We start from the raw sequence: 16,184 nt of genomic DNA, 5'->3' as shown, positions 1-16,184 counted from the left end.
TCCACGTGTCAGGCCGGCGTCGCTGCCGGCACGAGCGGTTCCGGCCGTACCTGACAGCGGCCGGACCACTGACCACTATTTATTTATACGACTGCTTGGAGTCTCCTGTATGCGGTACTACCAGCTCGCAGCTGAGGGGGCAGTCCGGAGACTCGTCGTCGACGACGGCGACGGGGTGTATGATCTCACGTCGACCCACCCCGGACTCACCGGGTTTCGGGACCTCGCGGGAGCCGCCTCCCTCGCCGGCGAGCCCGTCGACGACATCGCGCGCCGCCGACTCGCCGGAGCCGAGCAACTCCCCCGGGGCGACCTCGCGTCCGACCTGCTGTGTCCGGTCCGGGCCGACGAAGTCTGGGCGGCGGGCGTCACCTACGAGATCAGCGAGAAGGCGCGCGAACAGGAGAGCTCGATGGCCGAGATCTACATGAACGTCTACGACGCCGAGCGTCCCGAGATCTTCTTCAAGGCGACCCCGAGCAGGACCGTCGGCCCCGGGGAGGCCGTCGGCGTTCGGGGCGACTCGGACTGGAACGCGCCCGAACCCGAACTCGCCGTCGTGTTACACCACGGCGAGATCGTCGGCTACACCGTCGGTAACGACGTCAGCAGCCGCGACATCGAGGGCGAGAACCCGCTGTACCTGCCGCAGGCGAAGATCTACGACCGCTGCTGTTCGGTCGGACCGTGCGTCGTCTCACCGGCGTCCGTGGGCGATCCCGCCGACCTCGTGATGTCGATGGAGATCCTCCGGGACGGCGAGACGGTGTTCAGCGACTCGACCTCGACCGCGCGGATGGTCCGCTCGCCCGAGGAGCTGGCGACGTACTACCGTGACCACAACTCGGTGCCGGAGACGGCGGTCCTGATGACGGGGACGGGGCTCGTCCCGCCCGAGGAGTTCAGCCTGACCGCCGGCGACGAGGTCCGGATCGACATCGAGAACGTCGGGACGCTGGTCAACCCGGTCGTCTCGGTCTGAGTCGCGGTCCCGTCCGCCCGGTCGCGTCCCCCTCGTTCGTCCACGCGGTTTCCCGATCAGGTCCACTTGCGCCACGAGGTCGCTCCTCGGCAGTTACTGCGAGCGTCCACTCGGAAGGCCGAGCCGAATCTCGCCCGTCGGGTCATCTCGGGAACTCGCCTTTTAGTCGTCTTTACACCCGCCCACGTCGTCGAATCCGGCGGAGTCGTTCCACAGTAGTGAACGAACGCCGCCGCTGGAGAACGGAACACGGTTCCGAAAAAGGGCACATGCGGCCGCCCTCCGCGGTGGTATTACAGTCCTACTTCTGTAAGTAAATTCGTCCGTCATTTCTGAACGTCCGGTTGCGATTCTGGGTCGACGCTCGAAATGCGGGACGGTTCACGTACGGGGACCTACTCCGCCCTCACCCGGCGAGTTCGTTCGGCATCGCGGTGTCAATGCCGGATGTGAGGTTGAGCGTCGGGCGATGCTGAACAAAGACTTATCTCCCGTGCTGTGCAGGTCGGTGCATGGCGAAGGAAGCGAAGAACGCCGTGAAGTCGATCGAGACGGCGTTCGACATCCTCGACGCGCTGATCGAACTCGACGGGGCCGGGAGCACGGAGCTGGCCCGCCACTTCGACATGCCCAAGAGCACCGTCCACAACTACCTCAGCACGCTCCACCAGGAGGAGCTCGTCGTCAAGGACGGCTCCACCTACCGCGTCGGCATCAGGTTCCTGGAGTACGGCGCGTACGCGCGCCAGCGGCTCAACATCTTCGAGATCGCGAACCCCGAGGTCGACAAGCTCGCGCGCTCGACCGGGGAACTCGCCAACCTGATGATCGAGGAACACGGCCGTGGGTCGTACCTCCACCGGGCACGCGGCGAGGACGCCGTCATGGTCGAGGCCCACGTCGGCACCCGCGTCCCGCTCCACAGCACTGGGCTGGGGAAGGCCATCCTCGCTCACCTCCCGGAAGAACGGGTCGAGGAGATCATCGCGACCCACGGCCTCGAACGGTTCACCCCCAACACCATCGTCGACCGCGACAGCCTGTTCACCGAACTCCGTGAGATCCGGGACCGCGGGCTGGCGTTCGACGAGGAGGAGCGGCTCCGGGGGCTCCGCTGTGTCGCGGCGCCCATCCTCAGCAACAACGGGCGCGTGCTCGGTGCCGTCAGCGTGTCGGGCCCCACGAACCGCGTTCGGGGCGAGTACCTCGAGGACGAACTCGCCCAGCGGCTGAAGGAGACCGTGAACGTCATCGAGCTCAACGTCACGTACTCCTGACGCGGCGTCCCGCCGTTCCCCCCTACTCGTACACCCGCCTCCCGGTCCGGTTCGCCTCGATCACGTCCCAGTCGTACGTCACGCCGAGCCCCGGCCCGTGGGGGACGGTGACGTGTCCGTCCGCGTCGACGGCGTCGAGCTGATCGGAGTAGCCGTCGGCGTACACCGGGGGCTGGGTGTTGTCACAGTCAGGGTGGACGAGCGCGAGTTCGTAGTAGTTGGCGTTCCGCGTCGCGGCGAGACAGTGTCGCTGTGCCGGCCCGGGCGCGTGGTACTCAACGTCGAGTCCGAACCCCTCGGCGATCCGCGAGAGCTTCATCGCGCCGGTGATCCCTCCGTCGTACTCGGGATCCGCGCGCACGAAGTCGGTCGCGCCGCTCGCCACGAAGTCGGCGTGCGCCTCGATGCCCCGGACGTGTTCGGTCAGGAGCAGCGGCGTGTCGAGCCGCTCGGCGAGCCGTCGGTGGGCGTGCTGGCTGGTGCCGCCGTCGCGGTACGGGTCCTCGTACCAGAAGAACCCCTCCTCGTCGCAGGCTCGGCCGACGGTGAGCGCGTCGGCGAACGTCTCGTACTCGCAGGCGGGGTCGAGCATCAGGTCCAGCTCGTCGCCGACGGCGTCGCCGACGGCGTGGACCGTCTCCACCTCGCGGTCGACGTCGACGCCGCCCTGCTCGCCGCCCCAGCCGTGAATCTTGAATCCCCCGTAGCCCATGTCGCGGCACTGCTCGGCGAAGTCAGCGTACGCGCCGGGCGAATCCAGGCCGCCGTCGTCGTCGGCGTGGTACGTCGAGGCGTAGGCTGGGATCGACTCCCGGTAGGTGCCGAGCAGTTCGTGGATTGGCGCGTCGTAGTACTTCCCCGCGAAGTCCCACAGCGCGACGTCGATGGGGCCGATGCCCATCCGGTCGTACTTGCGGAGCGCGCGCTTGAGTTCGCTCCAGTGGCGCTCGCGCGCGAGCGGGTTGCGCCCGACGAGGTAGTCCGCGACCGTGTTGTACTGGGCCGCCGCCGGGGAGTTACCACCGACGTACTCGCCGGTGATGCCGACGTCTGTCTCGACCCGCACGGCGAACAGCTTTCGCCTGACGGTCGCGCCCGGTTCGTACGCGAGGTTGAACCCGAGGCCGTCGGTGCCGACGTCCGCCAGCTCGTAGGCGAACTCCGTGCTCTCGATCCGCGTGATCTCCGGTGCCATGGGGTAGCTGCGGGGGTAGCGAGGATAAACGTACGCGTCTCCTCGTCGTCCCGCCGGGAGTTCGGTCGGGGCTCCGGAACCGCTCAGACGGGAGCCGGAAGAAGTATAATAATCTATACTGTTTGTGAATATCCACAGTTTCGGTATCTTTACGCCGTGATCCGGTTGGCTGCGGGTGACGACTCCTGAGGCCCCTAATCAGGTGCCTTGAGAGCATCAATCGAGGATATCCGTGATTCGATCGACCACATGCTCGATCTCGCGTGGAAAGGGAACCCGATCTGAGGAACACCATCATTGGCCCTTTTAACGCCAGATTTCAGTCATCTCGTGGGTTCTCTCCCTTCGAACAGTGACAGCCGCCCGAACGGATATGAAAATGATAAGGAATATACTGGAATTTTGTATTTTCCTCGATTTCCGTGACGTGCCGAGACGTGCGACCCCAGTCGCCCTCACGCGCAGTGGCCCCACACGCCGCGACCTGCTTGGCGGTGTCACCAACTGGCCACCAGTCCTATCGGTCGAGAACGCGATGCACGTCCGATGCGCGCCTCCACACTCGTCGTCCTCGTCGGCATCGGACTGTTCGTGCTCCCCATCCCCGGGACGTTCGTCGCCGGCGGACTCGTCGCCCTCCTCGGTGCGGGGCTCCGCTGGTTCGGGATCTGACCCGCGCGCCGACCGGGACGAACGACAACCGTGAAGCGTTCGACGGCGGGTGAGATGACCTGACGTGGAGTCCGGGGACGGTTTCGACCCGGAGCGGCTGCCACAGTACCGAGGAGTCGACGAAACCGGAGGGATGGAACCGCCGGCCCGGAGCCCAACCCTGCCGACCCACGGAGCGCGACGACGCGGTCCGTAAGACGGCTTGCGGATCACGTCGCTCTCAGAAGAGCCCGAAGAAGAGAGCATCGAACTCGGTCCACGAGAGGGCGTGGACCGCGGCGACGACGAGCAGGTTTCGCGTTCGCTCGTACGTCAGACAGAACGCCAGCCCCTGACCGAAGAGCAGGACCAGATACGCCGCGAGGAACTCCGGACCCCGGCCGACCCCGTACAGCCCGTGCATGAGCGCGAACAGCCCCGCGCCGAGCACCACCTCCCAGACGGGATGAAACGTGTCACGGAGCCGTCCCTGAACGATGCCGCGGATGAACCCTTCCTCGGCGAGTGCGGGAAGCAGGTACAGGGCGAGAAAGACGAGCGGCCACAGCACCGGCCACGTTTCGAGCCCGACGTCCAGTCCGCCGGAACCGGTTCCGGACAACAGCCCGATGGAGAGCCCGAGAAGCGGGAGAACGAGCTGGCTCGCTTCGGCCATGAGGTCGAGGCCGGCGGTCCCGAGAACGACCCACAGCAGGTCGTGCAGGCTCGGCCACCGCAGCTGAACGTACTCGTCCCAGCGTCGCGTGAGTCCGAGGTACGCACCGACGATGAGGGCGAACCCGACCTGTGATCCCTTGGTGAGCACGAGGGCCCCGAGCGCCGGAAACGACGGCTCCAAGAGCCCCGTCACGGCCGGTCGGAACAGCATGTAAACGACGAGCGATAGCACCGATCCGACGATCGTGAGCAGGAGCGCGCCGGCGAACGCCCGGGCCCGCGACCCGCGCTCGGCGCTTGCCCCCAGCATCTCGAGTCGGTCATGAAGTTCTGACATCGGCGGATCGTCCTCCCGCCGGAACCGGGATAGATCCCGGAGACAGTTATCTCCAGTTTTCGGCCGTGTTCGGCCGTACACGGGAAGTATTCGAGATCGTGTACGACCATACACCCGGGGGCCTGAAGCGTCCGGTCGGGCCCGTTGATCGCCCGGGGTTCGGTCGCGTCAGGCCGAACAGTAGAGTGAAATATGCGACTCGACTGGACGCACCCATGGCTGATCCGGTCCCCTCGATCCTGACCCGAACTCAGCGCGACCGCCTTCGCTCCGCGTTCGAAGGCGTCGACGGAGCCAAACGCCGACGAGACGAGCGGAAGATTCGGGCCCGGGTCTCGGCGGGAGTCGACGACTTCGAACTCCTCGTCGAGTATCCCGACCGACAGTTCGAACTGGCGTTCCAGGAGCACTCGCAAGCGGAACTTCGGGCGCGGCTGGCGGACGCGACCCTCACGGTCGAACGCATCCGAGCCCTCCACGACGTCGACCGGGAGTCCGTGGTCGAAGCCGCCCGCGACCGGCGCGCGGAGGTGGACGCCGACGACACGGCGACGCTCGAACGGGTGCCGCTACGGACCCGCGAGGAGCGGCGAGAGCACGTCGCGGTCGAACTCGCCGACGAGTACCGACCAGGCCGGTGGAAGCGAATCTCGGACGCCCTCCTGAAGGTCGGCCTGGCGCTCGTGGCGCTCGTGAGCCTGCTCGCCGTCGTCGCACCCGACTTCACGCAGGGGCTCGGGAGCGTTCCCGGCATCGTCGGCGCGGGACTGCTCGTCGCGGGACTCGGCATCGTGGGCGTCCGGGGCGTGAAGTACGACCTGCTCCCCGCCGCTCGGCGGTCGATATCCGATCCCGCCGGGACCGCCCGAGCGGTCTGGGATCGGTTCTGAGCGGCGCCGCGTCTGGGGACGCATGTGTCCCGTTCGCCACCGACCGCCGGCGCAGATCCGCGGAAACCCGTCGCTCACTCGCGCCCGGATTCCCCGGAGAGCGCCTCGTATGCCGCCCAGGACTCGTCCTCCGCGGGCGCTTCCACGCGCTCACCGTCCAGGAACACGCCCTCACCCCGTCGAATCTCGCCCGCGACGCCGACCGGTGTTCCCCGGGACTCGAGCGCGGCGAGAACTGAATCAACTGCGTCGGGCCGGACGGCGACCAGCAGCGTCCCGGAGGTCGTACAGGCCCACGGGTCCAGCCCGAGCGTCTCGCAGGCAGCCAGTGCGGCCGGGTTCTCGGGCGTCCGCTCGGAATCGACGTCGATGCGGACGCCCGCAGCGTCGGCGAGTTCACAGAGCGCGCCGCGCAGGCCGCCCTCCGTCGCGTCATGCATCGCGGTGACGCCGACGGGGTCGGCGGCGGACGAGCCGCCAGTGTTCCCGTTTCCGACGGTCCCGTCACCGCCAGTCCCGCCACCGCCGGTCACCTCGCGTCCCGCGTCGGCCGCGGCGAGCGCGTCGCGGACGACGCTCGTCCGGTCGAGACACGCCTGCGCCTCGCGGAGCGTCGCCTCGTTCAGGCCGTCGAACGCCTCGGGGTACAGCGTCGAGAGCACCCCGGCCGTCTCGATTCCCGGCCCCCGCGTGACGAGCAGCCTGTCGCCCGGGCGCGCGCCGTCGGGCCGGATCACGTCCCCGTGGTCGCCGACGCCCATCACGGTCATCGCGCCGACCCACGGGAGCGCCGCGCCGGGGTACCGCGCGGTGTGGCCCGTGAGCACCGAAACGCCGAGTTCGGCACACTCGTCGCTCATGGCGGTCCACAGCTCCTCGAACTCCCCGTCGGTCATCGACGTCGGGAGCGCGAACGAGGGGGCGATGTGGGAGGGGGCGACCCCGGAGACGGCGACGTCCCCGAGCGCGAACGACAGCGCGAAGCGCCCGGCGCGCGCGTAGCCGAGTTCGGAAAGCAGTGAGATGGGATCGGTCGCGGTTACGAGCGCCCGCCCGCCGACGTCGAGGACGCCGAAGTCGACGCCGTGGGCCGGGCCGAGCGCGACGTCGTCCCGGTCCGCGCCCAGGTTGGGGAAGATGGCCCCCTCGAACAGCGTGCGGTCGGCCTTTCCGAGTCGCTCGGTCATTATCGAACTGTGCGATGGCGTGGGTGAAAAGCGGTCCGCGTTTCGTCCGTTCCGTGGTTGGCAACTCTGGATGAGTAGGTCTGGCTATGAAGACCGCCTGGAAAGCCCCCGGCTGGCTACGCGATCCCCGGCGCCTCAAGCACCGCAGCGACCGCAGAGAACGAGGAGCGCAGAGCGTGCCGCGGGAGCGTAGCCAGCCGGCCCCTTTCAGTCCACCCATCGCGACCGCACGGCACAGCCACACGCCTCCCCAGCCGATTCGTTCGCTCGGCTCGCTCCGCTCGCCGTCGCTCTCTCATCCCTCGCGCGATTCGGCCGCCCACGGGGGGCGGCCGCCGCGCACCGACCGCACGTCAGGATGGTTGGTTCGTCCCCGACTCAGAATCTCGGAGCCATCGGGTGTGGAACCTCGTGTTCGGCCCGTTCCGCGGGTCGCTCCATCGTCGCCTCGCGGCCGTCCGGCCAGCGCACCGTCAGGCGCTCGGGGGCCGCGTCGCCGAGCCCGAAGTGGGCCACCGGCTCCATCTGGCAGAGATACCCCGAGCCGGCACAGATGATCCGCGTCCGGTTCCACTCGTCCGTCTCCAGCGTGACCGACGCGCCGCGGGCCGGCGCGCCGTACTGGGTCGTCGGCCGCACCCGGAGCCAGTCGTCGTCGTTCTCGGCGGCGTACAGCGAGAGCGGCTGGGCGGCGAGTTCGCCGTGGACGAGCAGCAGTTCGACGGTGCCGTCGCCGTCGAAGTCCGCGACCGCCGCCCCGGTGCCGAGCCCGCGGGGTTCCTCGGCCGGGCCGGGATGGATTCGCGTCCACTCGCCGTCGGTGCCGTCGGGGCCGTCGTCGGCCCCGCCCTCGCGCCGGAACAGCCGGTTCTGCGAGCCCATGTTGTGGACGAACAGTTCCTCCCGGCCGTCGTTGTCGAAGTCGGCGCAGGCGAGCGTCCGGACGCGCGTCGGCTCGGCGAACGCCGGCGGCGCGGCGTCGACGAACGTGCCGTCGCCCTGCGGCTCGAAGATGCGGTTCGGTCCCTCCCAGGTGCCGTAAGCGAGGCCGCCGTCCGCCATCGTGACGCCCCGGGCGTCCGTCCCCGCGTCGGCGACGCCGACCTCGGCGGCGACCTCCTCGTAGTGACCCGAGCCGTTCCGGAACAGCCGGTTCGGGCCGCGCTCGACGCCGACGAACAGGTCCATGCTGTCGGAGACGATGGGACCCGCGAGCAGCGAGCGCCCGCAGCCGTTCATGTCGAGCCCGACGGCGGCGGCCATGTCGGTCAACTCGCCGTCGTCACCCAGTTCGTAGAAGCGGGACGGGGCGTCGTAGGAGGCGACGAAGATCCCGTACCGGCCGGTGCCGTAGCGGTCCATCGCGGCGACCGAGCGGCCGGCCCGGAAGTTCCCCCGGTCGGCGTTGATCCCGAGCCCGTACAGGTCGCGCCAGCGGATGCCGTCGCCGTCGGGCGGGCACTCGACCGGATCCAGCAGCAGGTCCGTGTCGCGGGTGTGGCCGCCGTACTCGTCCGTGTTGTGGACGTACAGCTCCTCCAGCCCGTCGGCGTCGAGGTCGGCGGCGGCGACGCCGATGGCGTGTCGTCCCTCGTCGGCGACGGCGGGGGAGGCGACGTCGCGGAGCGCCCCGTCGCGCCAGGAGAGGAGGCGGTTCGCCGGCCCGTAGCCCGTGACGAGCGCGCAGGGGCCCCGTTCGCCGGGGGTCACCGCGACCCCGTAGCCGCGGTGGGGGCGCTCGTTCGCGAGGGCGTCGGACCGGTCGGTGAACACGCCGCCACCTCAGGGACGACGAAATAAGAACGCACGGTTTGTGGCGATGCCGGCTGGAGGGGAGTCGGGACCGGATCCGCGCCGGCTGGACCCCTCCCGAGAGACAACCCTTTTCGGAGCCGGGGCCGAACCGGTTCCCATGAGTGAGGACGAGTCAACCGAGCCGACCGACGACGGGGAGCCCACCGGAAGCGAGGAAGCCGAGAGCGAGGAGAAGTCGTTCCGCGAGCGCGTCGAGGAGATCCGGGAGCGACGCGAGCAGGAGCGCGAGGACGGCGAGGGTCCCTCGCCCGAGGAGATGATGGGCGAGGGCGGCCCGGGCGGCATGGGCGGCGGCAACCCGTTCGCCCAGATGATGGGCGGCATGATGGGCGGTGGCGGGGGCATGGGTGGCGGCATGGGCGGCCCGCCGGGGATGGGCGGTCCCGGCGGCGAGGAGGAGTCGGCGGGCAACGAGGAACTGGTGCGGGAAGTGCGACAGCTCCGCGACGAAGTGCGCGACGCGACCCGACAGCTCCAGCGCATCGCCCAGGCCATCGAGGACGACTAGACGGGGTCCGGCCGGGCGACGCGAGTCGTTCGGCGACCCACCGATGCAGTTTTCATCGGCAGTGACGGTCCGTCAGCGACCCGACTCGTCGGACGTCACAGGTCGTCGTACACCTCGGCGAGCCGGTCGACCGCGTGTTCGACGCTCGTCTCCTCGCGCCTGTCGAGACACGCCTCCGAGAGCGAGTCCGTCGCCGCGAGCGTGCGCTCGATGGCGGCCGCGAAGTCCGCCGTGTCCTCGCGGGCGAAGTGGTGGCCGGTACGGCCGTCGACGACCGTGTCCGCGAGCGCGCCGTCGTTCACGCCGACGACGGGCGTCCCGCAGGCGTTCGCCTCCAGCGCGACGAGCCCCTGCGTCTCGACGGGCGACGGGAAGAGGAACGCGTCGAGCGCGGAGTAGAACGCCGGCAGGTCCTCGCGGGGGAGGAACCCGAGGAAGCGTGCGTCGAGCCCGTGGTCGGCGGCGGCCGCCTCGAGCGCGCCGCGCGCCGGGCCGTCGCCCCCGACCACTAACGTCGCGTCGGTGTCGGCCCGCGCGAGCGCCGCCGGGATCTCGGTCAGATCCTTCTCGAACCCGTGACGGCCGGTGTAGCCGACGAGCGGGCCGTCCGGGAGGCCGTACCGCTCGCGGAACTCGCGGTCGTCCGCCACCCGGCTGAAGAACTCGGTGTCGACGCCGTTCGGGACGACCGACACGGGCGCGTCGATGCCGATGTCGCGGAGGTGCTCGCGCGCCGGTTCGCTCGGAACGACGACGGCCCGTGCGCGGTTCAGGTACCAGCGCTCGTACCGGCGCGCGACGCCTTCGAGGGCGTCGGCCGGCCGGCCGTTGGCGATGTAGTCGGCGTACTCCGAGGTCGGCGTGTGGTAGGAGGCGACCAGCGGCGCGTCGATGCGGCACGCGAGATACAGCGCCGAGAGGCCGAGCGCGAACGGCGTGTGGGCGTGAACGACGTCGGCGTCGGCGACCTCGTCCGGCACGCCCGGCAGGCCGAAGCGGAACCCCTCGTAGAACGGGAAGCCGAAGCTCCGGGTGGTGTACTCGCCGTCCTCGGGGTCGTAGTCGGGCGCGCCGGGGAACACGACGTCCATTCGGCCGCCGCGGTCGAGCCAGCGCTTCCGCCAGGCCTGGACGGTGTAGGTGACGCCGTTCACCGTGGGCAGGTACGTGTCGGTGAAGGCGGCGACCGTCTGCATCGTCACGCGGGTTCTCCGACCGCCCGGTAATGCCTTGCGTCTTCCGGACGCCCAGTTTCGCCCGGTCCCGACGTTCCGTCAGGCCAGCAGGTCCCGGTACGTCGAGACGAGTTCCTCGCCGACGCGGTCGAGGCTGTGCTGGGCCGCGGTTTCGCGTGCGTTCTCGCCGAGTCGCTCGCGTAGCTCCGGGTCGTCGTCGAGGCGGTCGAGCGCCGCGACGAACTCCTCGCGCCCGGAGCAAAGCAGGCAGTCCTCGCCGTCGGTGAAGTACTCGCGGAACACCGGGATGTCGCGCAGGACGACGGCCTTCCCGCACGCCATCGCCTCCAGGACGACGATGCCCTGGTTCTCCTCCTTCGTCGGGAAGAAGAACACGTCGCCCGCGCCGAACATTCCCGACTTGTCCTCGACCCAGCCGGTGAACGTGACGTTCCCCGGGGGCTGCTTCACCCACTGCCTGACCGTCGTGGACGCCTGGGGCCCAGTGTCGTACGTGCCGAACCACGCGAACTCCAGGTCGACCGCCTTCGCCACCTCGCAGAAGTCGGTGAGCCCCTTCCGCTCGAACACGTTGCCGACCGCGAAGACGACGGTCCCCTCGAGGTCGTAGCGGTCCCGGTACTCCGCGCGGTAGTCGGCGTGGCCGGCGACCGAGTCGTGGTCGACGCCGTTGCTCATCGCCCGGATCGGCGCCGAGACGGGGTAGGCGTCGAGCTGGCGTTTCGTGTACTCGGAGGGCGTGAGGACGAGGTCCGCCCGTGAGTAGAACCACCGCAGGTAGCGCCGGAGCGCCGGCGCGACGGCGTTCGACCCGCGGAAGCTCTCCCGGAAGTCCTCGCTGGTGACGTGGCAGTGGAGCACGAGGGGGATTCCGTTCCGTTTCGCGTGGCGCGCGACGGCGACGCTCCCGGGGCCGATGAGGTTGCAGTGGGCGACGTCGTACTCGCGGAAGAGGCCCCGTCCGCGGACGCCGTCGGCGAGTCCGCGCGGGAGGGAGCCGCCGGACCAGGGCCGTTCGATGACCTCGACGTCCGCGCCCGCCCCGGCCGCGCGACCGAGCGCCTCGACCTGCTGGTCGTGGGCCGTGCCGATGCCGGCGCGGGCGAGTCGGGATTCGAGTTCGAGGTAGTCGAGGACCCTCACCGTTGGATGGGGCGGCGTTCTTCCGAACGGGTCTTTGCTCTGTCGGAGTCGCTTTCGTTCGGAGGTCGGTGCTTGGTGACGGCTCGTTCGGTTCGCGTGTCAATCCAGCCGGTTCGTCCTGTCGCCTCGTTCGGTGCTCCGACCGTTTCGAATGCCCCTGCGGCCCTCGACTCGGTTCGTCGCAGGTTGGCTCGGTCCGGGTTCGTGACGACGGAACCACCGACCGAGCGGAGAGCCGCGAGGACTTTCGAGGCGTGTTGAGCGGAGATTCAGACAACCGATAATGAAACGACTCGTCAAGAGAATCGCTCCGAAACCGCTATCCGCCGTCCGCCGCCTACCCACGAAACACGAGAACAGACAATGCAGAAAATCGCCGAGGAGCGCATCGAACGGCTCGAAGCCCTCGCACGCGACGCCGTCAAAGCCGGCGAACCCGACCGCGCGCGGGAGTACGTCCGCCTCGCGCGGCGGCTCGCCGAGCGGCATCGCTGCGGCGTCCCCCGGTCGTTCGAGCGGTTCACCTGCGAGCGCTGTGACGCGTTCCTCGTCCCCGGGCGCAACGCCCGCGTCCGACTCCAGGAGGGCAGCCACGTCGTCGTCCGCTGTGACTGCGGCGAGACGGCCCGCTACCCGTACCGGTAGGGTCGACGACACGGCCGACCCTCGCTCGCCACCCGTAAGGTAAAGTTTCAAACCCGCGCCGTCGGTAGGACGTTCCATGACCGACCACGACCTGCGGAAACGGGCCCACGACCTCGACGTCACGGTCTGGGTCGGCAAGAAGGGGGTGGCCTCCGTCGCCGACGAGCTCGCGGACCAGCTCGACGACAGCGAGCTCGTGAAGGTGAAGTTCCTGCGCGCCGCCCGCGGCGGGAGCAGCACCGAGGAGCTCGCCGTCGAACTCGCCGACCTGGCCGACGCGGATATCGTCGAGACGCGCGGGAACACGGGAGTGTTCACGCGATGAGCGGGGCCCTGTTCCAGACGACCGTCGGTCCCGCGCAGGCCTCGGACCCCTCCGTCCCCGTCGCGGAGTTCCTCGCGCAGTTCATGCCCGCGACCCTCGCCCAGCCGCTGGCCGCCGCGCTGACGTTCCTCGTCGTCCTGGTCGCGTTCTGGCTCGTCGGGCGGCTGTTCGTCATCCCGCTCGTCGACCGGATGCTCGACCGGCGCGGGCTCCAGCCTCACGCCCGTCGGCCGCTCCGGAAGCTGGTGACCGCGATCGTCATCTTCACCGGCATCTCGGTGGCGTTCGGCTTCGCCGGCTACGGCAACTTCCTCCAGTCGCTCGCGACCATCGCCGCCGCGGCGACGCTCGCGATCGGGCTCGCGTTACAGGACGTGATCAGGAACTTCGTCGCGGGCGTGTTCATCTACACCGACCGGCCGTTCCGCATCGGCGACTGGATCGAGTGGGGCGGCTCCAACTCGGGCATCGTCGAGGACATCTCCTTCCGCGTCACCCGCATCCGGACGTTCGACAACGAGCTACTTACCGTCCCGAACGCGGTGCTGACCTCCGACGTGATCAAGAACCCCGTCGCCAAGGAGACGCTCCGGCTGAAGGTCGACTTCGGAATCGGCTACGACGACGACATCGAGCGGGCGACCGAGATCATCGTCGAGGAGGCCGAGCACCACCCGGGCATCCTCGCCGACCCCGAGCCGTCGGTCCGGCTGAGCGAGCTCGCTGACTCGTTCGTCTCGCTGCGCTCGCGCGTCTGGATCGAGAACCCCTCGCGGGCCGACTTCGTGAAGACCCGCGCCGAGTACGTCAAGCGCGTGAAGGAACGCTTCGACGAGGAGGGCATCTCCATCCCGTTCCCGCAGCGGGAACTCTCGGGCGGCGTCGAGACGGTCGTGCCGGCCGAGGTGCGGACGGCCGACGACTGAGCGCGAGTCTCGTTCACGAATCGGACCCCGTTCCCGCCGTTCCACTGCGTACGCCGGTTACTCCTCTAACACCTGCTGTGCGATGGTGTTGCGCAGCACCTCGCTCGTCCCCTCGTAGATCTCGTTTAGCTTCGCGTCGCGGTAGTAGCGCTCGACGTCGAAGTCCTTCGTGTAGCCGTAACCGCCGTGGATCTGGATGGCCTCGTTGGCGACTTCGCGGCTCACCTCGCTGGCGTACAGCTTCGCCTGCGCGGCCTCCTTGATGTAGTCCTCGTCGCGCATCTTCAGGTCGGCGGCCCTGTGCATCAGCAGCTTCGCCGCCTGAACTTTCGTGTCCATGTCCGCGAGCTTGTGCTGGATCGCCTGGAAGTCCGAGATGGGGCCGCCGAACTGCTCGCGCTCGCCGCTGTAGTCGCGGGCGTCGTCCAGGGCCGCGCGGGCGATGCCGACGCCGCGGGCCGCGATGGTGATGCGACCGCCGTTGAGCGTCTTCAGCGCGTGGACGAACCCCCTTCCCTCCTCGCCGATGAGCCGATCCGCGGGGAGTCGCATGTCGTCGAATCGGAGCTCCGCGGTCGGACAGCCCTTGTCGCCGAGCTTGTGCTCGGTGCCCTCGACGATGAACCCGTCGTCCTCCTCGGGACGGACGACGAACGAGGAGATGCCCTTGTTCCCGGCCTCCGGGTCGGTCTTGGCGAACAGCGTCACGGTGTCCGCGACCGAGCCGTTCGAGATCCAGAGCTTCCCGCCGTTCACCACGTACTCGTCGCCGTCCCGCTCGGCGGTGGTCGACATCGCGGGCACGTCGGAGCCGGCTTCGGCCTCCGAGAGCGCGAACGCGCCGACGTCGGTCCCCTCGGCCAGCGGCGTGAGGTACTCGTCCTTCTGTGGCTCGTCGCCGAACTCGTGGAGCATGTTGCCCGCGAGGGAGGTGTGGGCCGCGACGACAGTGCCCAGGCCGCCCGAGCCGCGGGAGATCTCCTCCAGCCCGATCGCGTAGCTGTGGTAGTCGAGGCCGGCGCCGCCGTACTCCTCCGGGAACGGCATCCCCATCAGTCCCAACTCCGCCATCTCCTCGACCAGGTCGGCGGGGAACTCGTCGGTCTCGTCGATCTCGGCCGCTCGAGGGGCGATCTCCTCGTCCACGAACTCCGCGACCATGTCGCGGATCTGGGTCTGTTCGGTCGTCAGGCCGAAGTCCATACGGTGTGGTGGCGCGTTCGGGGCTTAATGGTGTTCCGGACCCGCGAGCGACCCCACACCACTTTTTATCCCCCCAACCCTAGGGCCGATACCCGAATGTCCGACGCAGACCGCCCGACCACTACCGCCCCCGACGCCGACCTCGGCTGGTGTCACGATTCCGTGCAGGGCGTCTCGCGAACTTTCGCGCTCACCGTGGACGTGCTCGAGGAGCCCATGTCCTCCTACATCTGTCTCGGCTATCTCCTCTGCCGGATCGCCGACACCGTCGAGGACACCGACCGCATCGACCCCGACGAACAGTCCGCCCTCCTCCGAACCTACGACGCGGCGCTCGACCCCCAGGACGACACCGCCGCCGCCGACTTCCGCGCGGCGGTGGACGAGCACCTGCCGCCGGCCGACGGGCGCTCGGCCGACTGGGAGGTCGTCGCCGAGACCGAGCGCGTGTTCGCCACGTTCGAGGAACTCCCGGCGGACGTCCGCAGCGCCATCGTCCCGCCGGTGCGCGAACTCGTCGGCGGGATGGCGGAGTTCGTCGACCGCTACGCCGACGAGGGCGGCCTCCGCATCGGCACGCGCGGCGAACTCGAGGAGTACTGCTACTACGCAGCCGGCACCGTGGGCAACCTCATCACGAACCTGCTCACCAGGGGCGACATCGCCGAGGAGCGCGCCCGCCGCCTCCACGAGACGGCCGAGGAGTTCGGCCTGCTGCTCCAGCTCGTCAACATCGCGAAGGACGTCCACGACGACTTCGAGGAGGAGAACAACGTCTACCTCCCCGCGGAGTGGCTCGACTCCGAGAACGTCCCCCAGGAGGACCTCACGGCCCACGAACACCGCGACGGCACCGCGGCGGTCGTCGGCCGGACGACGGCGTTCGCCCGGACGTTCCTCGACGACGCGGAGTCGTACCTCGAACACCTCCCGCTCGTCGACGGCAACACGCTCGACGCGTGGGCGATCCCGTTCCTGCTCGCGGTCGGCACGCTCCGCGAACTCGGCGCGTCGCCCGAGAAGGCGGTCGACGGCCGCGGCGTGAAGGTGAGCCGCCAGGAGGTGTTCGCGGTCGTGTCGGCGATGTCCGAGCACGGGCGCGACTCGCTGCCGGAACTGCGGCGGGCCATCGCGGGCCAGCCGTTCCACCGGCGACCGTCGGCGGCGGACTGACGGAGGCGACGGACCCCCGAGCGTGCGGCCGGTGCGCCCCGGCACGGTTTCAG

16 protein-coding genes are annotated in these 16,184 nt (G+C 69.3%); 9 read left to right on the top strand and 7 right to left on the bottom strand.

Translation table 11 applies throughout. The features are described 5' to 3' along the window. Positions 1-109 precede the first annotated feature (109 nt). Positions 110-982 (top strand): fumarylacetoacetate hydrolase family protein, encoded by an 873-nt coding sequence (locus RJT50_RS05945; RefSeq protein ID WP_313694988.1) that lies wholly within the window; start codon positions 110-112, stop codon positions 980-982. A 512-nt stretch (positions 983-1,494) separates the two neighbouring features. After that, positions 1,495-2,259 (top strand): IclR family transcriptional regulator, encoded by a 765-nt coding sequence (locus RJT50_RS05940; protein WP_313694986.1) that lies wholly within the window; start codon positions 1,495-1,497, stop codon positions 2,257-2,259. A 22-nt stretch (positions 2,260-2,281) separates the two neighbouring features. On the opposite strand, the gene RJT50_RS05935 is transcribed toward RJT50_RS05940, so the two are convergent. Continuing rightward, a complete protein-coding gene (locus RJT50_RS05935; RefSeq protein ID WP_313694985.1) occupies positions 2,282-3,454 on the bottom strand; it encodes an enolase C-terminal domain-like protein in 1,173 nt (390 codons plus the stop codon). Positions 3,455-4,000: 546 nt separating this feature from the next. Between RJT50_RS05935 and RJT50_RS05930 the strand changes: the two genes are divergently transcribed. Further along, positions 4,001-4,126: a hypothetical protein gene (locus RJT50_RS05930; RefSeq protein ID WP_313694983.1), complete on the top strand. Its 126-nt coding sequence runs from the start codon at positions 4,001-4,003 to the stop codon at positions 4,124-4,126. Between the two features lie 220 nt (positions 4,127-4,346). Here RJT50_RS05930 and RJT50_RS05925 read toward each other — a convergent pair whose 3' ends face one another. Continuing rightward, positions 4,347-5,120, bottom strand: coding sequence for a CPBP family intramembrane glutamic endopeptidase (locus tag RJT50_RS05925; protein WP_313694981.1), 774 nt, complete (start codon positions 5,118-5,120; stop codon positions 4,347-4,349). Positions 5,121-5,335: 215 nt separating this feature from the next. Between RJT50_RS05925 and RJT50_RS05920 the strand changes: the two genes are divergently transcribed. Next, positions 5,336-6,010, top strand: coding sequence for an ABC transporter permease (locus RJT50_RS05920; protein ID WP_313694978.1), 675 nt, complete (start codon positions 5,336-5,338; stop codon positions 6,008-6,010). Between the two features lie 74 nt (positions 6,011-6,084). Here the strand turns inward: RJT50_RS05920 and RJT50_RS05915 are convergent, their stop codons facing one another. Further along, the gene (locus tag RJT50_RS05915; protein WP_313694976.1) at positions 6,085-7,197 is read right to left on the bottom strand and encodes an AIR synthase family protein; all 1,113 of its coding nucleotides are present in this window, start codon (positions 7,195-7,197) and stop codon (positions 6,085-6,087) included. A 378-nt stretch (positions 7,198-7,575) separates the two neighbouring features. Further along, positions 7,576-8,970 carry a CRTAC1 family protein gene (locus RJT50_RS05910; RefSeq protein ID WP_313694975.1) on the bottom strand — a complete coding sequence of 465 codons (1,395 nt, stop codon included), beginning with the start codon at positions 8,968-8,970 and terminating at the stop codon, positions 7,576-7,578. Positions 8,971-9,109: 139 nt separating this feature from the next. Between RJT50_RS05910 and RJT50_RS05905 the strand changes: the two genes are divergently transcribed. Continuing rightward, positions 9,110-9,520, top strand: coding sequence for a hypothetical protein (locus RJT50_RS05905; RefSeq protein ID WP_313694973.1), 411 nt, complete (start codon positions 9,110-9,112; stop codon positions 9,518-9,520). Positions 9,521-9,615: 95 nt separating this feature from the next. On the opposite strand, the gene RJT50_RS05900 is transcribed toward RJT50_RS05905, so the two are convergent. Continuing rightward, positions 9,616-10,716, bottom strand: a complete 1,101-nt coding sequence (locus RJT50_RS05900) for a glycosyltransferase (RefSeq protein WP_313694971.1) — start codon at positions 10,714-10,716, stop codon at positions 9,616-9,618. A 78-nt stretch (positions 10,717-10,794) separates the two neighbouring features. Further along, entirely contained in the window at positions 10,795-11,859 is a 1,065-nt protein-coding gene (locus tag RJT50_RS05895) for a glycosyltransferase family 4 protein (protein ID WP_313694968.1), read from the bottom strand. Between the two features lie 363 nt (positions 11,860-12,222). Between RJT50_RS05895 and RJT50_RS05890 the strand changes: the two genes are divergently transcribed. From RJT50_RS05890 to RJT50_RS05880, 3 genes are all read left to right on the top strand, one after another. Then, positions 12,223-12,504 carry a ribonuclease P protein component 4 gene (locus tag RJT50_RS05890; RefSeq protein WP_313694966.1) on the top strand — a complete coding sequence of 94 codons (282 nt, stop codon included), beginning with the start codon at positions 12,223-12,225 and terminating at the stop codon, positions 12,502-12,504. A 76-nt stretch (positions 12,505-12,580) separates the two neighbouring features. Beyond that, positions 12,581-12,829 (top strand): YhbY family RNA-binding protein, encoded by a 249-nt coding sequence (locus tag RJT50_RS05885; RefSeq protein WP_313694964.1) that lies wholly within the window; start codon positions 12,581-12,583, stop codon positions 12,827-12,829. Then, positions 12,826-13,755: a mechanosensitive ion channel family protein gene (locus RJT50_RS05880; protein ID WP_425499709.1), complete on the top strand. Its 930-nt coding sequence runs from the start codon at positions 12,826-12,828 to the stop codon at positions 13,753-13,755. The genes RJT50_RS05885 and RJT50_RS05880 overlap by 4 nt, the downstream gene beginning before the upstream one ends. A 57-nt stretch (positions 13,756-13,812) precedes the next feature. On the opposite strand, the gene RJT50_RS05875 is transcribed toward RJT50_RS05880, so the two are convergent. Continuing rightward, positions 13,813-14,958 carry an acyl-CoA dehydrogenase gene (locus RJT50_RS05875; protein ID WP_313694962.1) on the bottom strand — a complete coding sequence of 382 codons (1,146 nt, stop codon included), beginning with the start codon at positions 14,956-14,958 and terminating at the stop codon, positions 13,813-13,815. A gap of 96 nt (positions 14,959-15,054) precedes the next feature. Between RJT50_RS05875 and RJT50_RS05870 the strand changes: the two genes are divergently transcribed. Then, positions 15,055-16,131 carry a phytoene/squalene synthase family protein gene (locus RJT50_RS05870; protein ID WP_313694959.1) on the top strand — a complete coding sequence of 359 codons (1,077 nt, stop codon included), beginning with the start codon at positions 15,055-15,057 and terminating at the stop codon, positions 16,129-16,131. Positions 16,132-16,184 lie beyond the last annotated feature (53 nt).

Origin of the sequence: Halobaculum sp. XH14 (assembly GCF_032116555.1) — an archaeon.
GTDB lineage: Archaea > Halobacteriota > Halobacteria > Halobacteriales > Haloferacaceae > Halorarum > Halorarum halobium.
This window is presented reverse-complemented; position numbering and strand designations above follow the sequence as displayed.